Origin of the sequence: Priestia megaterium NBRC 15308 = ATCC 14581, from assembly GCF_000832985.1 — a bacterium.
GTDB lineage: Bacteria > Bacillota > Bacilli > Bacillales > Bacillaceae_H > Priestia > Priestia megaterium.
On record NZ_CP009920.1, the window covers coordinates 5,156,023 to 5,171,195 of the forward strand.

Below are 15,173 nucleotides of genomic sequence, written 5' to 3' on the forward strand. Positions count from 1 at the left end.
CGTTGCATTTAAAGTAAAAAAACTCGTTTTATACGAGTTTTTTTACTTTATTAGCTGCTGCTGCACCCACTCCCACAGCTGGAGCTTGAACAGCTGCTGCCGCTGTCATGATGGTGATGCCCTCCATCGTGTTGGTGATGGTGGCGATTGTCTTCCCATGGACTTGAACAGCTATAGCCGCTGTAAGAGGCTGTATCTCCCGCATACATCGTTTTTTTATATAGCAGCAGCTCATTCATATGGCTTGAAAAGTTGGCGGCTTTGTAGAGAGAATAAAAAACAAAACCTTGAAGAAGAAGTTCGTTTGATACATTTCCTTTTTTAGCCGTTTTTTTAAAATAAGTTGATCCGCCTGCTTTTTTTCTTTTTCGAGCAGCATTGATTTCTTCTTTTAACGTTTGAATCAGGGCTCTCTGCAGTTTTTCCCATTTGCCGTTTCTTAAAAAATAGCGATCTAGTAATTCATCTTCTGACAATCTTTGAAAATCTTGAAGTGTACTTTTATCAAGCGGATGCTGAAAAAATTTCCCCCAAAGCAGTCGGCTGTTGCCCGTTATGTCAAACAAATGAGCATACATCCAATCGAAGAATGCTCGCTTATCCGGCTGTGGTGATGGCGTAGTGTCTACATTTGGCTGGTGATGCAAAAAACGGTCAAAAAAACGGTCTGTAAAACGCCCGTAATCCACTGTAAACATGATCATTTCGTGCCACACTTCATCTACTTTTGCACTAAACATCGGTACGTCTTTGATGACTGCATTTAATAAAAAGTAGCGCTTCATCTCAAAAAACGTCCATTCTACTTCATCGTCTTTTGTATTTCGCCCTTGCATACGCTGTTTCACCTGTTGAACATAGGCTTTCGGTAAAGAATCTTCTAGTGAATGAACAATATCTTCAAAACCATTACCTTCATGTATTCCGAGCTCATCTGGAAGCTCCTCTTTATACAAGCGAAATCCCCTTGGCTTTCCAATCCCTTTAATAATCAAAGCTAAAAGAATTACCGCTCCTACTATAATTGCTGTTATCATCTTTTTCCCCCTATACGGTGTCTATATATTCAATATTTTACCACATTCGTAAAATACAAAAAAAGAGCTCAATTAACTTGAGCTCTCGTCATCATCGGGCATCTCGTCTACCTTTTCTACTTTGACTAGACCTTTGGTGCTATATTCAAGATCAAAGTATGCTTTAACGATATCCCCTTTTTTCAAATTGCTTGGAATCGGTTCATTTAAATTTTTATCGGAAAATTTAATGCCCGTTCCTTCTTTTGTTGTTCCGCTGTATGTACCATTTTCGATTTTTTCAATAGTAATATAATACACTCGATATTTGTGCGCTTCCTCGTCGCCCTTTGCTTTTTCTTTAACGGTTTCTTGTTCAGGGAGCTTACTCAGTGTTTCTTGGGCCTGTTCGGAAGTCGGCTCTGCTGATCGATTTATGAATTGCATCACAACTAACACTAAACATATAACTACTAAAACTAATAATAATATCTTTTTTGCTGATAAAGACAATGAACTGTGCCTCCTTACACCTTTATGTATATCATGCTGCACACAAGAGATTATACACGATAAAGGATTAGAAATTGGAATAAATTCTATAAAAATAGTAAAAATATGAAAAAGTACCTAGAATTTTTTACGCTTTTCTGCACTTTTTTGAGATAAAAAAGAAATTTGGTACCTTATCCTTAAATTGTAACTGATTCACTTCATTTTCGAAAAGAGTTTTGACCATTTTGTCGTAAAAAAGTCATAATAAGAAGGAATATCACACCATATTGTCGAACGTATGTATATACTTATAATGAACTGCCGAACTGCTTTTCTCTACCCTCATTGTTGAGGCAATATGGCAACTGAAACAGCTTGCTGTTAAATTCAGATTACACATCTATACTCAGGAGGTGGAATGCAAAATGATGTTTGCACTTATTGTTGTGGTTGGTATCGTAGCACTTGGCGTAGCTAGCTTCTACGTCATTAAGCGGCCTCAAGGCGCTGTTGATCCTGAGGATCGCAAACCGCTTGTTTCTGTAAACGGGCATGTTAAATTTGCAGAAGGAATTAATCAAATTTCCATATCTAAAATTGACATGTACGATCAGCGTCTTGTTATCAATCAAGTAGCTATTATTCCATTTAACCGTATTCAACGAGCAGAATTTTCAAAGGTTGTCAAAAATGAAAAAGGCCTTCACGGAGCTCCTGTTCAACGCTATTTCGGTGAATTAACCATTCATTTCACAGATAAGAACGGGCAAGAAACATACATTAGCTGTGAAACACCGAAAAAAAATCAATTTCACCTCATCTACCAGTACGATTTAATGAAAAGACAATTAAATAAGCGTCTGGGTCTTGAAGATCTGCAGCCTTACCTTACTCTTCAAGAACCATACGAACTATAAGAGAAAACCTCCCTTTTTCACATATTATTTCACTTCCCTGTACATACTAGAAGCGAAACTGAAAATGGGAGGTCATTCCAATGGATTTCGTCCGTTTTTTGCAATATTTTTGTTCAATCGCCGGCGCTCTATGCTTAGGGTTTACCTACTATCACATGTTCAAGCGTGACGCTCCGGTTAAAAAAGAAGAATCACAGCAAGGTGGAACTGACTAACGTTCACCTTGTTTTTTTATGTGCAGGCATGTGTACTTCGCATTTTGTGGTTGAAAGTTAGATTACTTTAATCATTTGTAAAATCACGGGTGATTTTTCTAAAGGAATATCCTCTGTGTTAATGATAAGAAGTCCTTTTTGGACGCTGTAATTGGAGGAAGGCTGTAACACACCGTTTATGAATAGATTACTGTACGAGTAGCTCTCAGGATCCAATATATGCTGAGTGCCGTATTCTTTTAATGCATCTTGATCTGTAAAGATGCGCTTGCTGCCTCCGGCTACCGTATAGTATTCAAAGATGCGAACTTTTTTCGGAAATATATACCTGAATTCCTGCTGAGGCAACACGGGAAGCTTAATAAAAGGTGTTGAACAAGAGGTTGCATAGTGATTGCAGCCGTAAGATTTTTTCTTCAAGAAAAAATCTCCTTCACAGATGTACTTAGTTATAGTCTTTAAGAATTAAATTTATGCCTCTTCAAATTATGAAACTCGCTATAGCCGCTACTGCACTTCCAGCTTTAGCTACGGATAACAGCTATTACAATGTATATATCAACGGCGTTTTACAAATGGCTGGCCTTTCTATATATACGCCAGGAGCTACGGGTGTCGGTTCTTTAGCTATTACTGTTCCTGCAGGATCCAGCGTTTTAACAGGTTCTCCTATAGTTTTAGAAGTTGTTAACTTTGCTCCTGATTCTACAACTGATGTACAAACTTAAAAATAACTTGTTATCGTTTTATTTTAAAGCGTAATCGCGTGTAAGATATATGAAGTTTCAGTTTTACAGAAATTTAGTGGTCATAATAAAAGCTTCTGCGGATGTAGCGCAGAAGCTTTTATTATTGTTATTTATTTAATTCAAAACGCCCAGTTCCCTTTTCTAAACACAGGCTCGCTTGTGCCGTCAGCTTTGATGCCGTCGATGTCCATTTCAGCTGAGCCAATCATGAAGTCAACGTGGGTGATGCTGTCGTTTGCTCCGTTTTGTGACAGCTCTTCTTTAGACATCGTTTTTCCGCCTTCTAGACAGAAAGAGTACGAGCTGCCGATCGCTAAGTGGTTGGATGCATTTTCGTCAAACAGCGTGTTGTAGAAGATGATGTTTGACTGAGAAATTGGCGATTGATGCGGTACTAAGGCTACTTCTCCTAAGTATTTGGCACCTTCATCTGTTTCAATTAGGTGCTTTAACGTTTCTTCGCCCTCTTCTGCTTTTACATCAACAATTTTTCCATTTTCAAATGTTAACGTGAAGTTTTCAATTAAGTTTCCTGCGTAGCTAAGCGGTTTTGTGCTTGTTACTTGTCCGTTTACGCCGTCTTTTTTTGGAAGTGTGAATACTTCTTCTGTTGGCATATTGGCCATAAACGAGTTGCCGTCTTCATTAACACTGCCTGCGCCAACCCAAATATGTTTGTCAGGAAGCTCAATTGTTAAATCTGTTCCTGGCGCTTTATAGTGAAGCTTAGCAAATCTCTTTTCATTTAAAATGTCTACTTTTGTATGTAATGAAGCATTATGCTCTTCCCATGCAGCCACTGGATCTTCTTGGTCTACGCGCACGGATTTAAAAATAGCTTCCCACAGTTTTTCTTGCTGCTGTTCTTCTGGAACGTCAGGAAATACTTTTGCTGCCCAGTCTTTTGAAGGAACAGCTACAATGGACCAGCTGATTTTATCGGATTGGATCGCTTCACGGAATTTTTTCATTGCTTTTCCGCTTACTTTTTGGAAAGCAGCAATACGTTTGCCATCTACTCCTTTTAGTAAGTCAGGGCCGCTTGAAATCACAGATAAAACAGCGCCTCCGTTTTTCACAAGCTCTTCTCTTGCTTGAGCTTTCCAAGCAGGAAATTCACTAAATACAGATTCATCCGCTTTTTCATATTTCAAACGAACTAAATGATCGTCATGCCAGTCTACATCAACAGACTTTGCTCCGGCTTCGTATGCTTTTTTCGCAATTTCACGAACAAAATCAGCGGAAGAAATATCGGCATTAATGTTTAATATTTGCCCTTTTTGAATGTTTACACCGACTTTTACAGCTAGCTCGGCATACTTTTCAATATTGCGCTCAAACTGTTCCATAATTTATCTCCTTTACGTATATATTCTAACGACTTTATTGTATCATGAATAAAACATCAATTAAAAATCCTAGCCTATAGTTTACATAATATAATTACGTTATTTTACAGATTATTATATAGCAAAAGTTTGTTCTCTAAGAATCAGAACAAACTTTTGTCTTTCACAGATTCAGTTTTGTAGCCGAGCCGCTCCGAAATGTTCTTGCCTATATCAACCATGCGTTCTTGAAAATACGTTAATCGCTCATTTGTCATACGCATGGTAGCACCGGAAATGCTGACTGCGGCAACGACTTGACCAAGGTGATCAAAAATAGGCGCTGCGATGCAGGTAATTCCATATTCATTTTCTTCTAAATCCAGCGCATATCCTTTTTGTTTTACTTCTGAAAGTTCTCGAAGAAAGCTTTCTTCATCTGTAATGGTGTGATCGGTATGAGCGGGTAAGCCTTTTCTTTCAAGAATGCTTGTTACCGTGTTAAGCGGTAAAAAAGCTAGGATAGCTTTACCGACAGACGTGCAGTGCATAGGGGCTCTTTTCCCCACTTTTGAATGCATGCGCAGCGTCTGATTGCCTTCTAATTTTTCAATATACACTACTTCACCTTGATCGTAGACAACAAGATGAATAACTTCATTTGTTTCACTTTCAAGTTCTTGCAAAAACGGCTTTGCTTCCGTTCGTAAATCAATAGAATCTAAAAGCTTTGAACTTACTTCTAAAAACTTATACCCAAGCTTGTACCGCCCGGTTTCTTGATCTTGTTCAATATAGCCGTACTGAGCAAGAGTAGTTAGAATACGGTATACGGAGCTTTTGTTGATGTCCATTTGCTTTGCAATTTCTGTGACGCCTACCCCTTCTCTTTCCATACTGACAATTGTGACGATATCCAACGCCCGGCTTACAGACTTCACCATATTTTCTCTCTCCATTTTTTTCTCTCCTTTATGTGTCGTGTTACTGCCGGGCATTTTTTATCACTCTTATACGTTTACACGTTCTTTCTCTGCAGCAAACGGATTTTGGAGGGTTCCAATTTCTCGGATGGTGCATTCAATGATATCGTTTGCGCTTACCAGCTCCGCGCCGACCGGACTTCCTGTTAAAACCACATCTCCCGGCTTAAGGGTCATAACAGTAGAAAGGTAAGCGATCATTTGCTCAACGGAAATAATCATTAAATCTGTCGAGCTATTTTGTTTTTCAACGCCATTTAAAAACGCTTTTACATGAATGGATTTAAAATCAAGCTCCGTTTCGATTACGGGGCCAAGAGGGGTAAATGAATCAAAGGATTTTCCAATGGTCCAGTGCCCGTCTTCATGAAAATAATCCGGAGCCGTTACATCGTTTCCAATTGTATACCCAAATATATAGTCCAGCACGTCTTCTTTTGCGATGTTCTTCGCTTCTTTTCCAATAACAACCGCAAGCTCGGATTCAAACTTGACGTGCTTAATCGCGGTTGGAATGACAATGGCATCGTTTGGACCGATCACAGAGGATGTGGGCTTAAAAAAGAAGACAGGAATAGAAGGCATTTCTCTTGGCAGCTCCGACTTTGCAGCCGCATAATTTGCGCCTATTCCAATAATTTGATTCGGCTCTAAAGGAGCCAAAAGCCTTACTTCACTCGGTGAAAAAGTCTGCCCTGTATAGTCCCATTTCTCAAATATATTTCCTTTAATGACGCTGATCGTATTCTCTTTTAGTACACCTGTATGACGGCTATCTTGTACAGCGAACCTTACAAATTTCATAACATAGCTCCTTTTCCCATTTGCTTAATTTTAATAAGAATAGTAGATAGTCAGATTCTGAAGGTGTAAGTACAGCCTGCCATCCCTATGCTGACAGGCCGTTTGTTTTACTGTTTTATAGCTGCTTTTGCCTTTGCTTCTATACGGCTGCGGTGTAAAATGGGCTCCGTATAGCCGTTTGGCTGATCGTAGCCTTGAAATACTAAATCGCAGGCTGCTTGAAAAGCAATGGATGCGCTGTAGTTCGGTGCCATTGGCTGATACAGAGGATCATTTTCATTTTGTTGATCCACTACTTTTGCCATTCGCTTGAGCGTCTCCGTTACTTGTTCCTTTGTACAAATTCCATGATGAAGCCAGTTAGCTACGTGCTGACTAGAAATACGAAGCGTTGCCCGGTCTTCCATTAGCCCTACATTATTAATATCCGGTACTTTTGAACACCCTACTCCTTGGTCGACCCACCTTACTACATAACCAAGTATTCCTTGAGCGTTGTTGTCGAGCTCCTGCTGAATTTCATCTTTGCTCCAATTTGGTTTTTCTGCCACAGGAATTTGCAAAATGTCATCTTGTAAATCAGTAGACTGAGTAAGCAATTCGTTTTGAACATCTCTTACATCAATTTGATGATAGTGAAGAGCATGAAGCGTTGCTGCGGTTGGTGAAGGCACCCATGCCGTATTCGCTCCTGCTTTTAAATGTCCTACTTTTTGTTTAAGCATTTCCGCCATCATATCCGGCATTGCCCACATTCCTTTTCCGATTTGAGCGCGCCCTTGGAATCCGCTTGCTAATCCTACATTTACATTAGACTGCTCGTAGCCTTGAAGCCATTTAGACGTTTTCATATCATTTTTACGAATAACAGCGCCCGCTTCCATTGAGGTATGAATTTCGTCACCCGTTCGATCCAAGAATCCAGTATTAATAAAAGCCACTCGTTCTTTTACTTCTTTGATACACGCTTTTAAATTAAGCGTCGTGCGGCGCTCTTCGTCCATTACGCCAATTTTAATTGTATGACGCTCAAGCCCTAGCATATCTTCAATTGAATTAAATAGCGTATTGGCAAAAGCTACTTCTTTGGAGCCGTGCATTTTCGGTTTAACGATATAGATAGAGCTCTTTTTAGAATTTTGATACGTACCGTTTTTAAGCAAGGTGTGTTTGGCAATTAAACTAGTAATCACGCTGTCTAAAATACCTTCATAGATTTCGTTGCCATTTCGATCTAAAACAGCGCTGTTTGTCATTAAATGTCCAACGTTTCGAACAAACATAAGCGAACGGCCAGACAGTGAAATCTTTTTCTTGTCCGGAGAAATATAGGTACGGTCTGGATTTAAACGCCTTGTCATGTTTTGACTTCCTTTTTTAAAAGTAGACGTCAAATCACCTTTCATTAATCCCAGCCAGTTGCGGTAAACATCTACTTTATCTTCTGCGTCTACTGCCGCTACTGAATCTTCACAGTCCATAATCGTCGTAAGAGCTGCTTCCATTAAAATATCTTTTACACCCGCATCGTCTGTTTTACCAATCGAATCCGTACGGTCAATTTGAACTTCAAAATGCAGGCCGTTGTTTTTGAATAAAAGAGCATCAGGGCTTTCTTCTTCCCCTTGATACCCTACAAATTTCTCTTCTTCCTGTAATTCGGTTAAACTGCCATCGTTTAATTGAGCGACAAGCTTTCCATTTTCAAGGCTGTACTGAACCACTTCCGCATGAGAAGACTGAACGAGCGGAACAACTTCATTAAGAAAATTCTTCGCAAACGCAATAACTTTTTCTCCTCGAATTGGATTATAAGAACTCGTGCGCGAAGCTCCATTTTCTTCACTGATTGCATCAGTACCGTAAAGAGCATCATAGAGACTTCCCCAACGTGCATTAGCAGCGTTAATAGCGTACCGGGCGTTATTTACTGGTACAACAAGCTGTGGTCCTGCCTGATAGGCAATTTCGCTGTCTACTCCTTCTGTACCAATAAGAAAATCTTCTGTCTTGCCTTCTAAATAGCCAATTCTCGTTAAAAACGATTTGTATTCGCTAAAGTCACCGTCAGGGTTTTCTTGATGCCACGCATTAATTTGAGCTTGCAGCTGATCACGCTTTTCTAACAAACGTTTATTTACGGGTGTTAACTTGGTTACTAACGCTTCAAAATCAGACCAAAAATTTTCTGTACTTAGGCCGCTGCCCGGAATAGCTTCCTCATTGATAAATTGATAGAGAACTGGAGCTACTTTCAGATTTCCAACTTGTTTATAGTTTGTCACCGTCTGTTTCCTCCTCTTACTCTTTTACATTTTTAAATTTGGACGCGCTTTCATTCCTTTTTGCCAAAAATGGTTAAGACGAACATATGCGGTTCTGTTTCTTATTACGAAACAGTGTTTTATTTTTGTTAAAAAAATCATATCATCGAGCGAATATATTTTCAAGAATTTTCTAAAAATATTCTATTTTTTTCATTTCTTTTTTGACTTCAGCGCAGCGGCTCGGACTTGGAAACAGCTTTCCTGCATTTAATAGATTTTTAGGATTAAATACTTCTCGTATATTCGTTTGTGCTTGAATTTCCTCTTCATTGAAAACAAATCGCATTTCTTCTTTTTTTTCAATGCCCACGCCGTGTTCGCCGGTAATCGTTCCTCCTGCTTCTGCACATACTTGCAAACATGCGCTTCCGGCGTCGAGTGCTTTTTCAGTTTCCCCGGGTTTTCTAGCATCAAATAATACCAGCGGATGCAAGTTCCCGTCTCCGGCGTGAAAAATATTGGCAATGCGAAGGCCAGATTCTTCGCTAATTTTGTTAATTCGCTTCAGCACTTGAGGCAGTTTACTTCTTGGAATAACGCCGTCTTGTACGAGATAGTCAGGGGATATAGCTCCCATCGCTCCAAATCCTGTTTTACGATTTGCCCACCACCTCGCGCGCTCTTCTTCACTTTCAGCTACTTTCACTTCCCGTACGTTTTGTTTTTTACATACGTCTAAAATACGAAGGATTTGCTCTTCGATACCGGCTGAAATGCCGTCTACTTCAATTAATAAAAGAGCTTCAATATCTCTAGGGTGTCCGACTGGAAACGCAGCAGCTTCCACTCCTTCAATGGCGGTTTTATCCATCATTTCAAGCGCAGCAGGTACAATGCCGGCTGATATAATGTCCGATACCGCTTGGCTGCCGTCTTCTATGCGGTCGAAATAGGCAAGAACCGTTTGTTTTGCTTCGGGGTTTTTCAAAATGCGTACCGTAATTTTTGTAACGATTCCTAACGTCCCTTCTGATCCTGTTAAAAGCCCTAATAAATCATATCCCGGTTCATCTGGAATACCTTGCTTGCCAAGCTCAATCACATCTCCATTTGGAAGCACGACCTCTAGCCCTAAAATATGGTTGGTAGTTACCCCGTATTTAAGACAGTGTGCCCCTCCTGCGTTTTCCGCTACATTTCCACCAATGGTGCAGCAATATTGACTCGAAGGATCCGGTGCATAATAATATCCTTTTTCAGAGATTGAATTGGTTAATTTAAGATTAATAAATCCCGGCTCTACAACGGCACGCCTGTTTTCATAGTCGACGCTAAGAAGGCGCTTCATTTTCACTAAACTAATAACCACTTCGTTATTAAGAGGAATTGCTCCCCCGCTCAGTCCTGTCCCTGCTCCTCTTGCGAGAAAAGGCAAATCATGTTCATTGCAGTATTTAACAATGCTAGAAACTTCTTTCGTATTTTGAGGAAATAACACCGCTTTAGGCAAATGTCTATGAATGGTAAATCCATCGCAGTCGTACGCAAGCAAATCTTCTTTATGATGCAAAATAGAATGAGCATCTACTAGTTGAGAAAGATTTTTTACGTGAAGATCTTTTATTCTATTTTTCTTCAACACGATGTGCTTCCTCCTCTTCTTTTTGATAGGCCCACTCCAAAAGCTGTACCGTGTGAACAATTTGCTGACTTCGTCCATATTTTTTCACTCCTACTGCCATCTGCAGCATGCATCCCGGGTTTCCCATTGAAATCATTTCTACGTCATGAGGCACATGTTCCATTTTACTTTGAAGCACAGCTCCCGCCATATCAGGATTTGTTAAATTATAAATTCCTGCACTTCCACAGCATCGGTCCGCATTAGCCATATGAACCATTTCCACTCCCGGAATAGAAAGCAAAATATCTCTTGGTTCTTCTCTAACTCCTTGACCATGAGCTAAATGGCAAGCGTCGTGATACGTAATACGCTTATGCAGCTTTGTCTGCGGGGCTCGATATCCCGTATCGTGAAGGTATTTTGAAATATCCTGGACTTTTTCAGCAAAGACTTCGGCTTTTTCAAGCCACTCTTGCTCTTCTTCTCTAAATAGTTCAGGATACTCTTTCAACATGCAGCCGCATCCTGCAGCGTTTACAATAACAGTGTCCGCATGCTGAAACGCCTCTATATTTTTTTTTGCAAGCTGTCTTCCCATGTCTCGGTCTCCTGCATGAACGTGCAAAGCACCACAGCACGTTTGAGATGGAGGAATAACGACGTCGTTTCCATTTCTTCGTAATACATTAAGAGTCGCTTCATTAATATCACTGAACATGACGTCCATGATGCAGCCGGTTAAAAAAGCAACTTCTGCTTTTCTTTCGGCTTTTGCTTTTAGAACGCGTTTCTTTTTATATTTTTTTCGAACAGAACGGGTAATTTTAGGCATTACATGTTCCATTTCTGCTAGATGTGTCGGCATCATATTTAACATGCCTGCTGTGCGCATCATTTTTTGCATTCCGCTTTTTTGATACAGCTTCAATAAGCTTCCTGCAGCTTCTAAGCGATGAGAGTGAGGAAAAAGTTCTTTTAGAAAAAACTTGCTGATCATGCCTTTCCATCCCGTCAAAGGCATTGCCTGACGAATTTGGCCGCGAGCTTCTTCAATGAGTCCGCCAACGTCTACATTTGCAGGGCAAGCAGTTGTACAGGCCCGGCAATCCAAACAGGCAAACACAGGGGCTGTAAACTGCTCATTCACGCTTATTTTTCCTTCTGCTACCGATTTGATAAGGTGCACGCGTCCTCTTGGTGAATGCTGTTCTTGCCCCGTTATTTCATAAGTAGGACAAGACTCCAAGCACATTCCGCAGTGTACACAATCCGCCCATTTTTTTTCGTCTGGCGCGTCTTTCCACAAATAATTGCTAACCCTTTGACATGGAGCATCTTTGATATCCGCTTTCGCTGAATTCACTTAGATTCCTCCTATAAATCGTTTATAGTTAAGCACGTTTTTAGCGTCCATCTTTGCTTTAATTCCTGCTAGTAACGGAAAATGAGAAGGTTCTTCTCCCCATACATTTACTTTTTGGCGGAGTATAAAAGGCAAATGGTTAACGATCACATATCCTCCGTACGTTTTAGCAGTTTCAGTAAATGAAGTAATAACGGAAAGAATGGCATCTTCTGAGCCTTTTATGTAGACCGAACAAAGACCATGTCCAACTCCTCCATGTGCTTTTATCAGCATTGGACGGGACGTTTTTAATGCAGTACTTTTGTTTATTACATCGAGTACATTCATATTTGGTACGCCAATTTTTAGTGCGGCTTCCATTTCCTCTTCGAAAGAACAGCATGCACCATTTGGACTAATGTTACTAAAAAATCCCCAAAATACTTCGGCTTCTTTTTCATGCAGCACTTTTAAAATCGTATCAGGCGGCTGAATACTTTTGATGTAATTCTCTTGATAATGAACGGAGCTTTCCACATCTTCAAAGCTGATTACAAGTGTAAACAGATGCTGCCCTATTACATCTTCAGCTAGAGAAGGATTTAATAATTCCAAAGCAACGGGCTCTATCATGGAATCTAAGACTTTGCTAACAAACGCATGAATTTCTTCGATATTGCCTGTTGAAAAAGAAATAAAGACAATGCTTTGATACTTGGGCAGCGGACGCAGCTTTAACGTTATTTCGGATATAACGCCGAGCGTTCCCATTGAACCAATAAACAGCTTATTCATATCATAGCCAGCCACGTTCTTGACGACTTTTCCCCCTGAACGAACAATGGTTCCATCTGAATATACGACTCTCATACCGATTACTGCATCTCGAGCTGATCCATAAGACAAGCGCTTTGGACCACTTTCATTCGCTGCAACAACTCCGCCGATTGTAGCGTATTCTCCTAGAGCTGGGTCAAGTGAAACTTGCTGATTATAGGTTTTTAAATACGTTTGTAGCTCTCCAAACGGTGTACCAGCTTTTACAGTAACCGTCATATCTCCTACTGTATGTTCAACAATTCCGCTGTATTCAGTCAGTGAAAGTAAAAGGTCAGCTGTCTCCATAAGCCCGCCAAACCCTTTTTTTGTACCGTTCCCTTCAATGATGACTTTTTTTCCGTGTTCCGTTGCATACTTTAAAACGGCTGCTATTTCTTGCTCTGTAGTTGGCTTAACGTGAAGGGATCCGTTATTTCCAAGGAAGGGATTCATATGCTGTTCTTCAAGTGTGGAAGAATTAAATAAAATGGATTTTAAATGACCTGGAAGCTCTAACGTACTCAATAAATTGACTCCTCTCGTTTTGTAATAGCAAACAACGTTTCACTAGTAACAGAAAGAAGTGCTCCATATAATACGACTAAAAGTAGTAGATTAATAAGAAGGATAATTAGTAGAATAGATGAAAAGATATATTTCAAGCGCTTACAATCATTAAATCACCTATTCTTGGGATTTTCAACCAATATTTTCTTCATATCAATAAAAAAATGTCCCTTCTTTTGAAAAAAGTTTCTTTTGGCACTTGCCTATCCTAAAAGGATTAGAATATAATGTAAGCGAATTCATTTTTACATAAGTCATCAGATGACCTTATCATCGTAGTTTTGATTGTTTTGTTTTACTAAATTTGTAGTTCACTAATTTGAAAATGAGGTGTTAGTTATGACATGGACACAGCAGTTCACTCCTGTAGGAAACAGCGTCATTTGGTCTTCATTAATCGCTTTGATTCCTATTCTTTACTTCTTTTGGGCTCTGGCTATTAAACGAATGAAAGGTTATATGGCTGGGGTTACAACTTTACTGGTCGCACTTGCCGTTGCAATACTTGCCTACAAAATGCCGGCTAGCATGGCTTTTATGTCGGCTAGTCAAGGAGCTGTATACGGTATACTGCCGATTGGATGGATTATCATTACGTCCGTTTTTCTTTACAAACTAACCGTAAAAACCGGTCAGTTTGATATTATTCGTACCTCTGTCGTATCTATTACAGAAGATCGCAGACTTCAAGCTTTGTTGATTGCTTTTTCGTTTGGGGCTTTTCTTGAAGGGGCCGCTGGTTTCGGCGCACCTGTTGCTATTTCAGCAGCTCTGCTGGTAGGTTTAGGATTTAATCCACTGTATGCTGCTGGCTTATGTTTATTAGCAAACACAGCACCTGTTGCTTTTGGTGCAATCGGTATTCCTATCACGGCTATGGAAGGTCCTACTGGAGTAGCGGCAATGGAAATCTCTAAAATGGTAGGCCGCCAGCTTCCTTTTATTTCTGTATTTATTCCGCTGTATTTGGTTTTTATAATGGCAGGATTTAAGAAAGCAGTAGAAGTACTCCCTGCTATTTTAGTATCCGGCATCTCTTTTGCCCTTACCCAGTTTGTCAGCTCTAACTTTTTAGGACCGGAACTTCCCGATATTTTATCGGCACTCGTTTCACTTTTTGCGCTTGCTATTTTCTTAAAATTCTGGAAACCGAAAACAACGTTTCGCTTTCAATCTGAAAAAGCAGCACATGAAGTAGCTTCCGCTTCGGCTGAGCCAAGAGAAACTCAAGATCAACCTACATTCACGGGGGCTCAAATTGCAAAGGCGTGGTCACCTTTTTTAATTTTAACGATCTTTATTTCTATATGGGGAATTCCTCAAATTAAAACCGCTTTGACAGGACATTATGAAGGAGCTAACGCTTTTTTGAGCGCTATCAATTCCATCGGACATTATTTAACGTTTATGCCAGAAGTACCTTGGTTAAATAATTTAATTTTAAATGGAAATGGAGAACCGATTGCGGCAGTGTATAAGTTAGAATTACTAGGCGCTGCCGGCACAGCTATCCTGTTGTCTGCTGTTGTCACAAAATTTATCGTCAACATCTCTTGGAAAGACTGGTTCATTACGTTTAACGAGACGTGCAAAGAATTAGCGTTGCCGCTGCTTACCATTATGTCCGTTGTGGCATTTGCTTACGTGACAAATGCTTCTGGAATGAGTACAACCTTAGGACTACTGCTAGCTAAAACAGGCGCGTTATTTCCCTTTTTCTCTCCTGTACTCGGCTGGCTCGGTGTTTTTATTACAGGATCAGATACATCGGCCAACCTATTGTTCGGCAACTTACAAAAAATTACGGCCACGTCTATTGGAATGGACCCGCTTCTTGCTCTTGCAGCAAATTCTTCAGGGGGAGTAACCGGGAAAATGATTCCCCCCCAGTCCATCGCCGTTGCCTGTGCTGCGGTTGGGTTGGCTGGAAAAGAGTCCGATTTGCTTCGTTTTACGGTGAAACACAGTTTATTTTTACTGCTGATTGTCTGCGTACTAACATTTTTACAATCTAATGTATTATCATGGATGATTCCTTAAT

13 protein-coding genes and 1 pseudogene are annotated in these 15,173 nt (G+C 40.1%); 4 read left to right on the forward strand and 10 right to left on the reverse strand.

Translation table 11 applies throughout. The annotated features are described in order from the left end of the window. Window positions 1-50 precede the first annotated feature (50 nt). Both BG04_RS26480 and BG04_RS26485 read right to left on the reverse strand, forming a co-directional pair. A complete protein-coding gene (locus tag BG04_RS26480; protein ID WP_034651026.1) occupies window positions 51-1,037 on the reverse strand; it encodes a glycine-rich domain-containing protein in 987 nt (328 codons plus the stop codon). 72 nt (window positions 1,038-1,109) lie between these two features. Then, window positions 1,110-1,529, reverse strand: a complete 420-nt coding sequence (locus BG04_RS26485) for a hypothetical protein (protein ID WP_013057548.1) — start codon at window positions 1,527-1,529, stop codon at window positions 1,110-1,112. Between the two features lie 407 nt (window positions 1,530-1,936). Here BG04_RS26485 and BG04_RS26490 point away from each other — a divergent pair, with 407 nt between their 5' ends. Both BG04_RS26490 and BG04_RS31725 read left to right on the forward strand, forming a co-directional pair. Continuing rightward, the gene (locus tag BG04_RS26490) at window positions 1,937-2,428 is read left to right on the forward strand and encodes a hypothetical protein (protein WP_016764597.1); all 492 of its coding nucleotides are present in this window, start codon (window positions 1,937-1,939) and stop codon (window positions 2,426-2,428) included. An 80-nt stretch (window positions 2,429-2,508) separates the two neighbouring features. Continuing rightward, window positions 2,509-2,643 carry a hypothetical protein gene (locus BG04_RS31725; protein ID WP_013083673.1) on the forward strand — a complete coding sequence of 45 codons (135 nt, stop codon included), beginning with the start codon at window positions 2,509-2,511 and terminating at the stop codon, window positions 2,641-2,643. A 57-nt stretch (window positions 2,644-2,700) separates the two neighbouring features. Here the strand turns inward: BG04_RS31725 and BG04_RS26495 are convergent, their stop codons facing one another. Beyond that, the gene (locus BG04_RS26495) at window positions 2,701-3,063 is read right to left on the reverse strand and encodes a DUF4183 domain-containing protein (protein ID WP_230586540.1); all 363 of its coding nucleotides are present in this window, start codon (window positions 3,061-3,063) and stop codon (window positions 2,701-2,703) included. A gap of 86 nt (window positions 3,064-3,149) precedes the next feature. Between BG04_RS26495 and BG04_RS26500 the strand changes: the two are divergent. Continuing rightward, a pseudogene (locus BG04_RS26500) lies at window positions 3,150-3,371 on the forward strand (DUF4183 domain-containing protein); the annotation flags it as partial. Between the two features lie 140 nt (window positions 3,372-3,511). Here the strand turns inward: BG04_RS26500 and BG04_RS26505 are convergent. The 7 genes from BG04_RS26505 to BG04_RS26535 form a co-directional block, all read right to left on the reverse strand. Further along, window positions 3,512-4,744: an aminopeptidase gene (locus tag BG04_RS26505; RefSeq protein WP_034651024.1), complete on the reverse strand. Its 1,233-nt coding sequence runs from the start codon at window positions 4,742-4,744 to the stop codon at window positions 3,512-3,514. Window positions 4,745-4,887: 143 nt separating this feature from the next. Further along, the gene (locus tag BG04_RS26510; RefSeq protein WP_016764601.1) at window positions 4,888-5,682 is read right to left on the reverse strand and encodes an IclR family transcriptional regulator; all 795 of its coding nucleotides are present in this window, start codon (window positions 5,680-5,682) and stop codon (window positions 4,888-4,890) included. Between the two features lie 51 nt (window positions 5,683-5,733). After that, a complete protein-coding gene (locus BG04_RS26515; protein ID WP_034651021.1) occupies window positions 5,734-6,510 on the reverse strand; it encodes a fumarylacetoacetate hydrolase family protein in 777 nt (258 codons plus the stop codon). Window positions 6,511-6,617: 107 nt separating this feature from the next. Then, window positions 6,618-8,795, reverse strand: a complete 2,178-nt coding sequence (locus BG04_RS26520) for a malate synthase G (protein WP_034651020.1) — start codon at window positions 8,793-8,795, stop codon at window positions 6,618-6,620. A gap of 172 nt (window positions 8,796-8,967) precedes the next feature. Continuing rightward, window positions 8,968-10,419, reverse strand: coding sequence for an FAD-linked oxidase C-terminal domain-containing protein (locus BG04_RS26525; protein WP_016764604.1), 1,452 nt, complete (start codon window positions 10,417-10,419; stop codon window positions 8,968-8,970). Beyond that, a complete protein-coding gene (locus BG04_RS26530) occupies window positions 10,403-11,764 on the reverse strand; it encodes a (Fe-S)-binding protein (RefSeq protein WP_034655088.1) in 1,362 nt (453 codons plus the stop codon). The genes BG04_RS26525 and BG04_RS26530 overlap by 17 nt, the downstream gene beginning before the upstream one ends. After that, entirely contained in the window at window positions 11,765-13,090 is a 1,326-nt protein-coding gene (locus BG04_RS26535; RefSeq protein ID WP_034651019.1) for an FAD-binding oxidoreductase, read from the reverse strand. Between the two features lie 381 nt (window positions 13,091-13,471). Between BG04_RS26535 and BG04_RS26540 the strand changes: the two genes are divergently transcribed. Then, the gene (locus tag BG04_RS26540) at window positions 13,472-15,172 is read left to right on the forward strand and encodes an L-lactate permease (RefSeq protein WP_034651016.1); all 1,701 of its coding nucleotides are present in this window, start codon (window positions 13,472-13,474) and stop codon (window positions 15,170-15,172) included. Window position 15,173 lies beyond the last annotated feature (1 nt).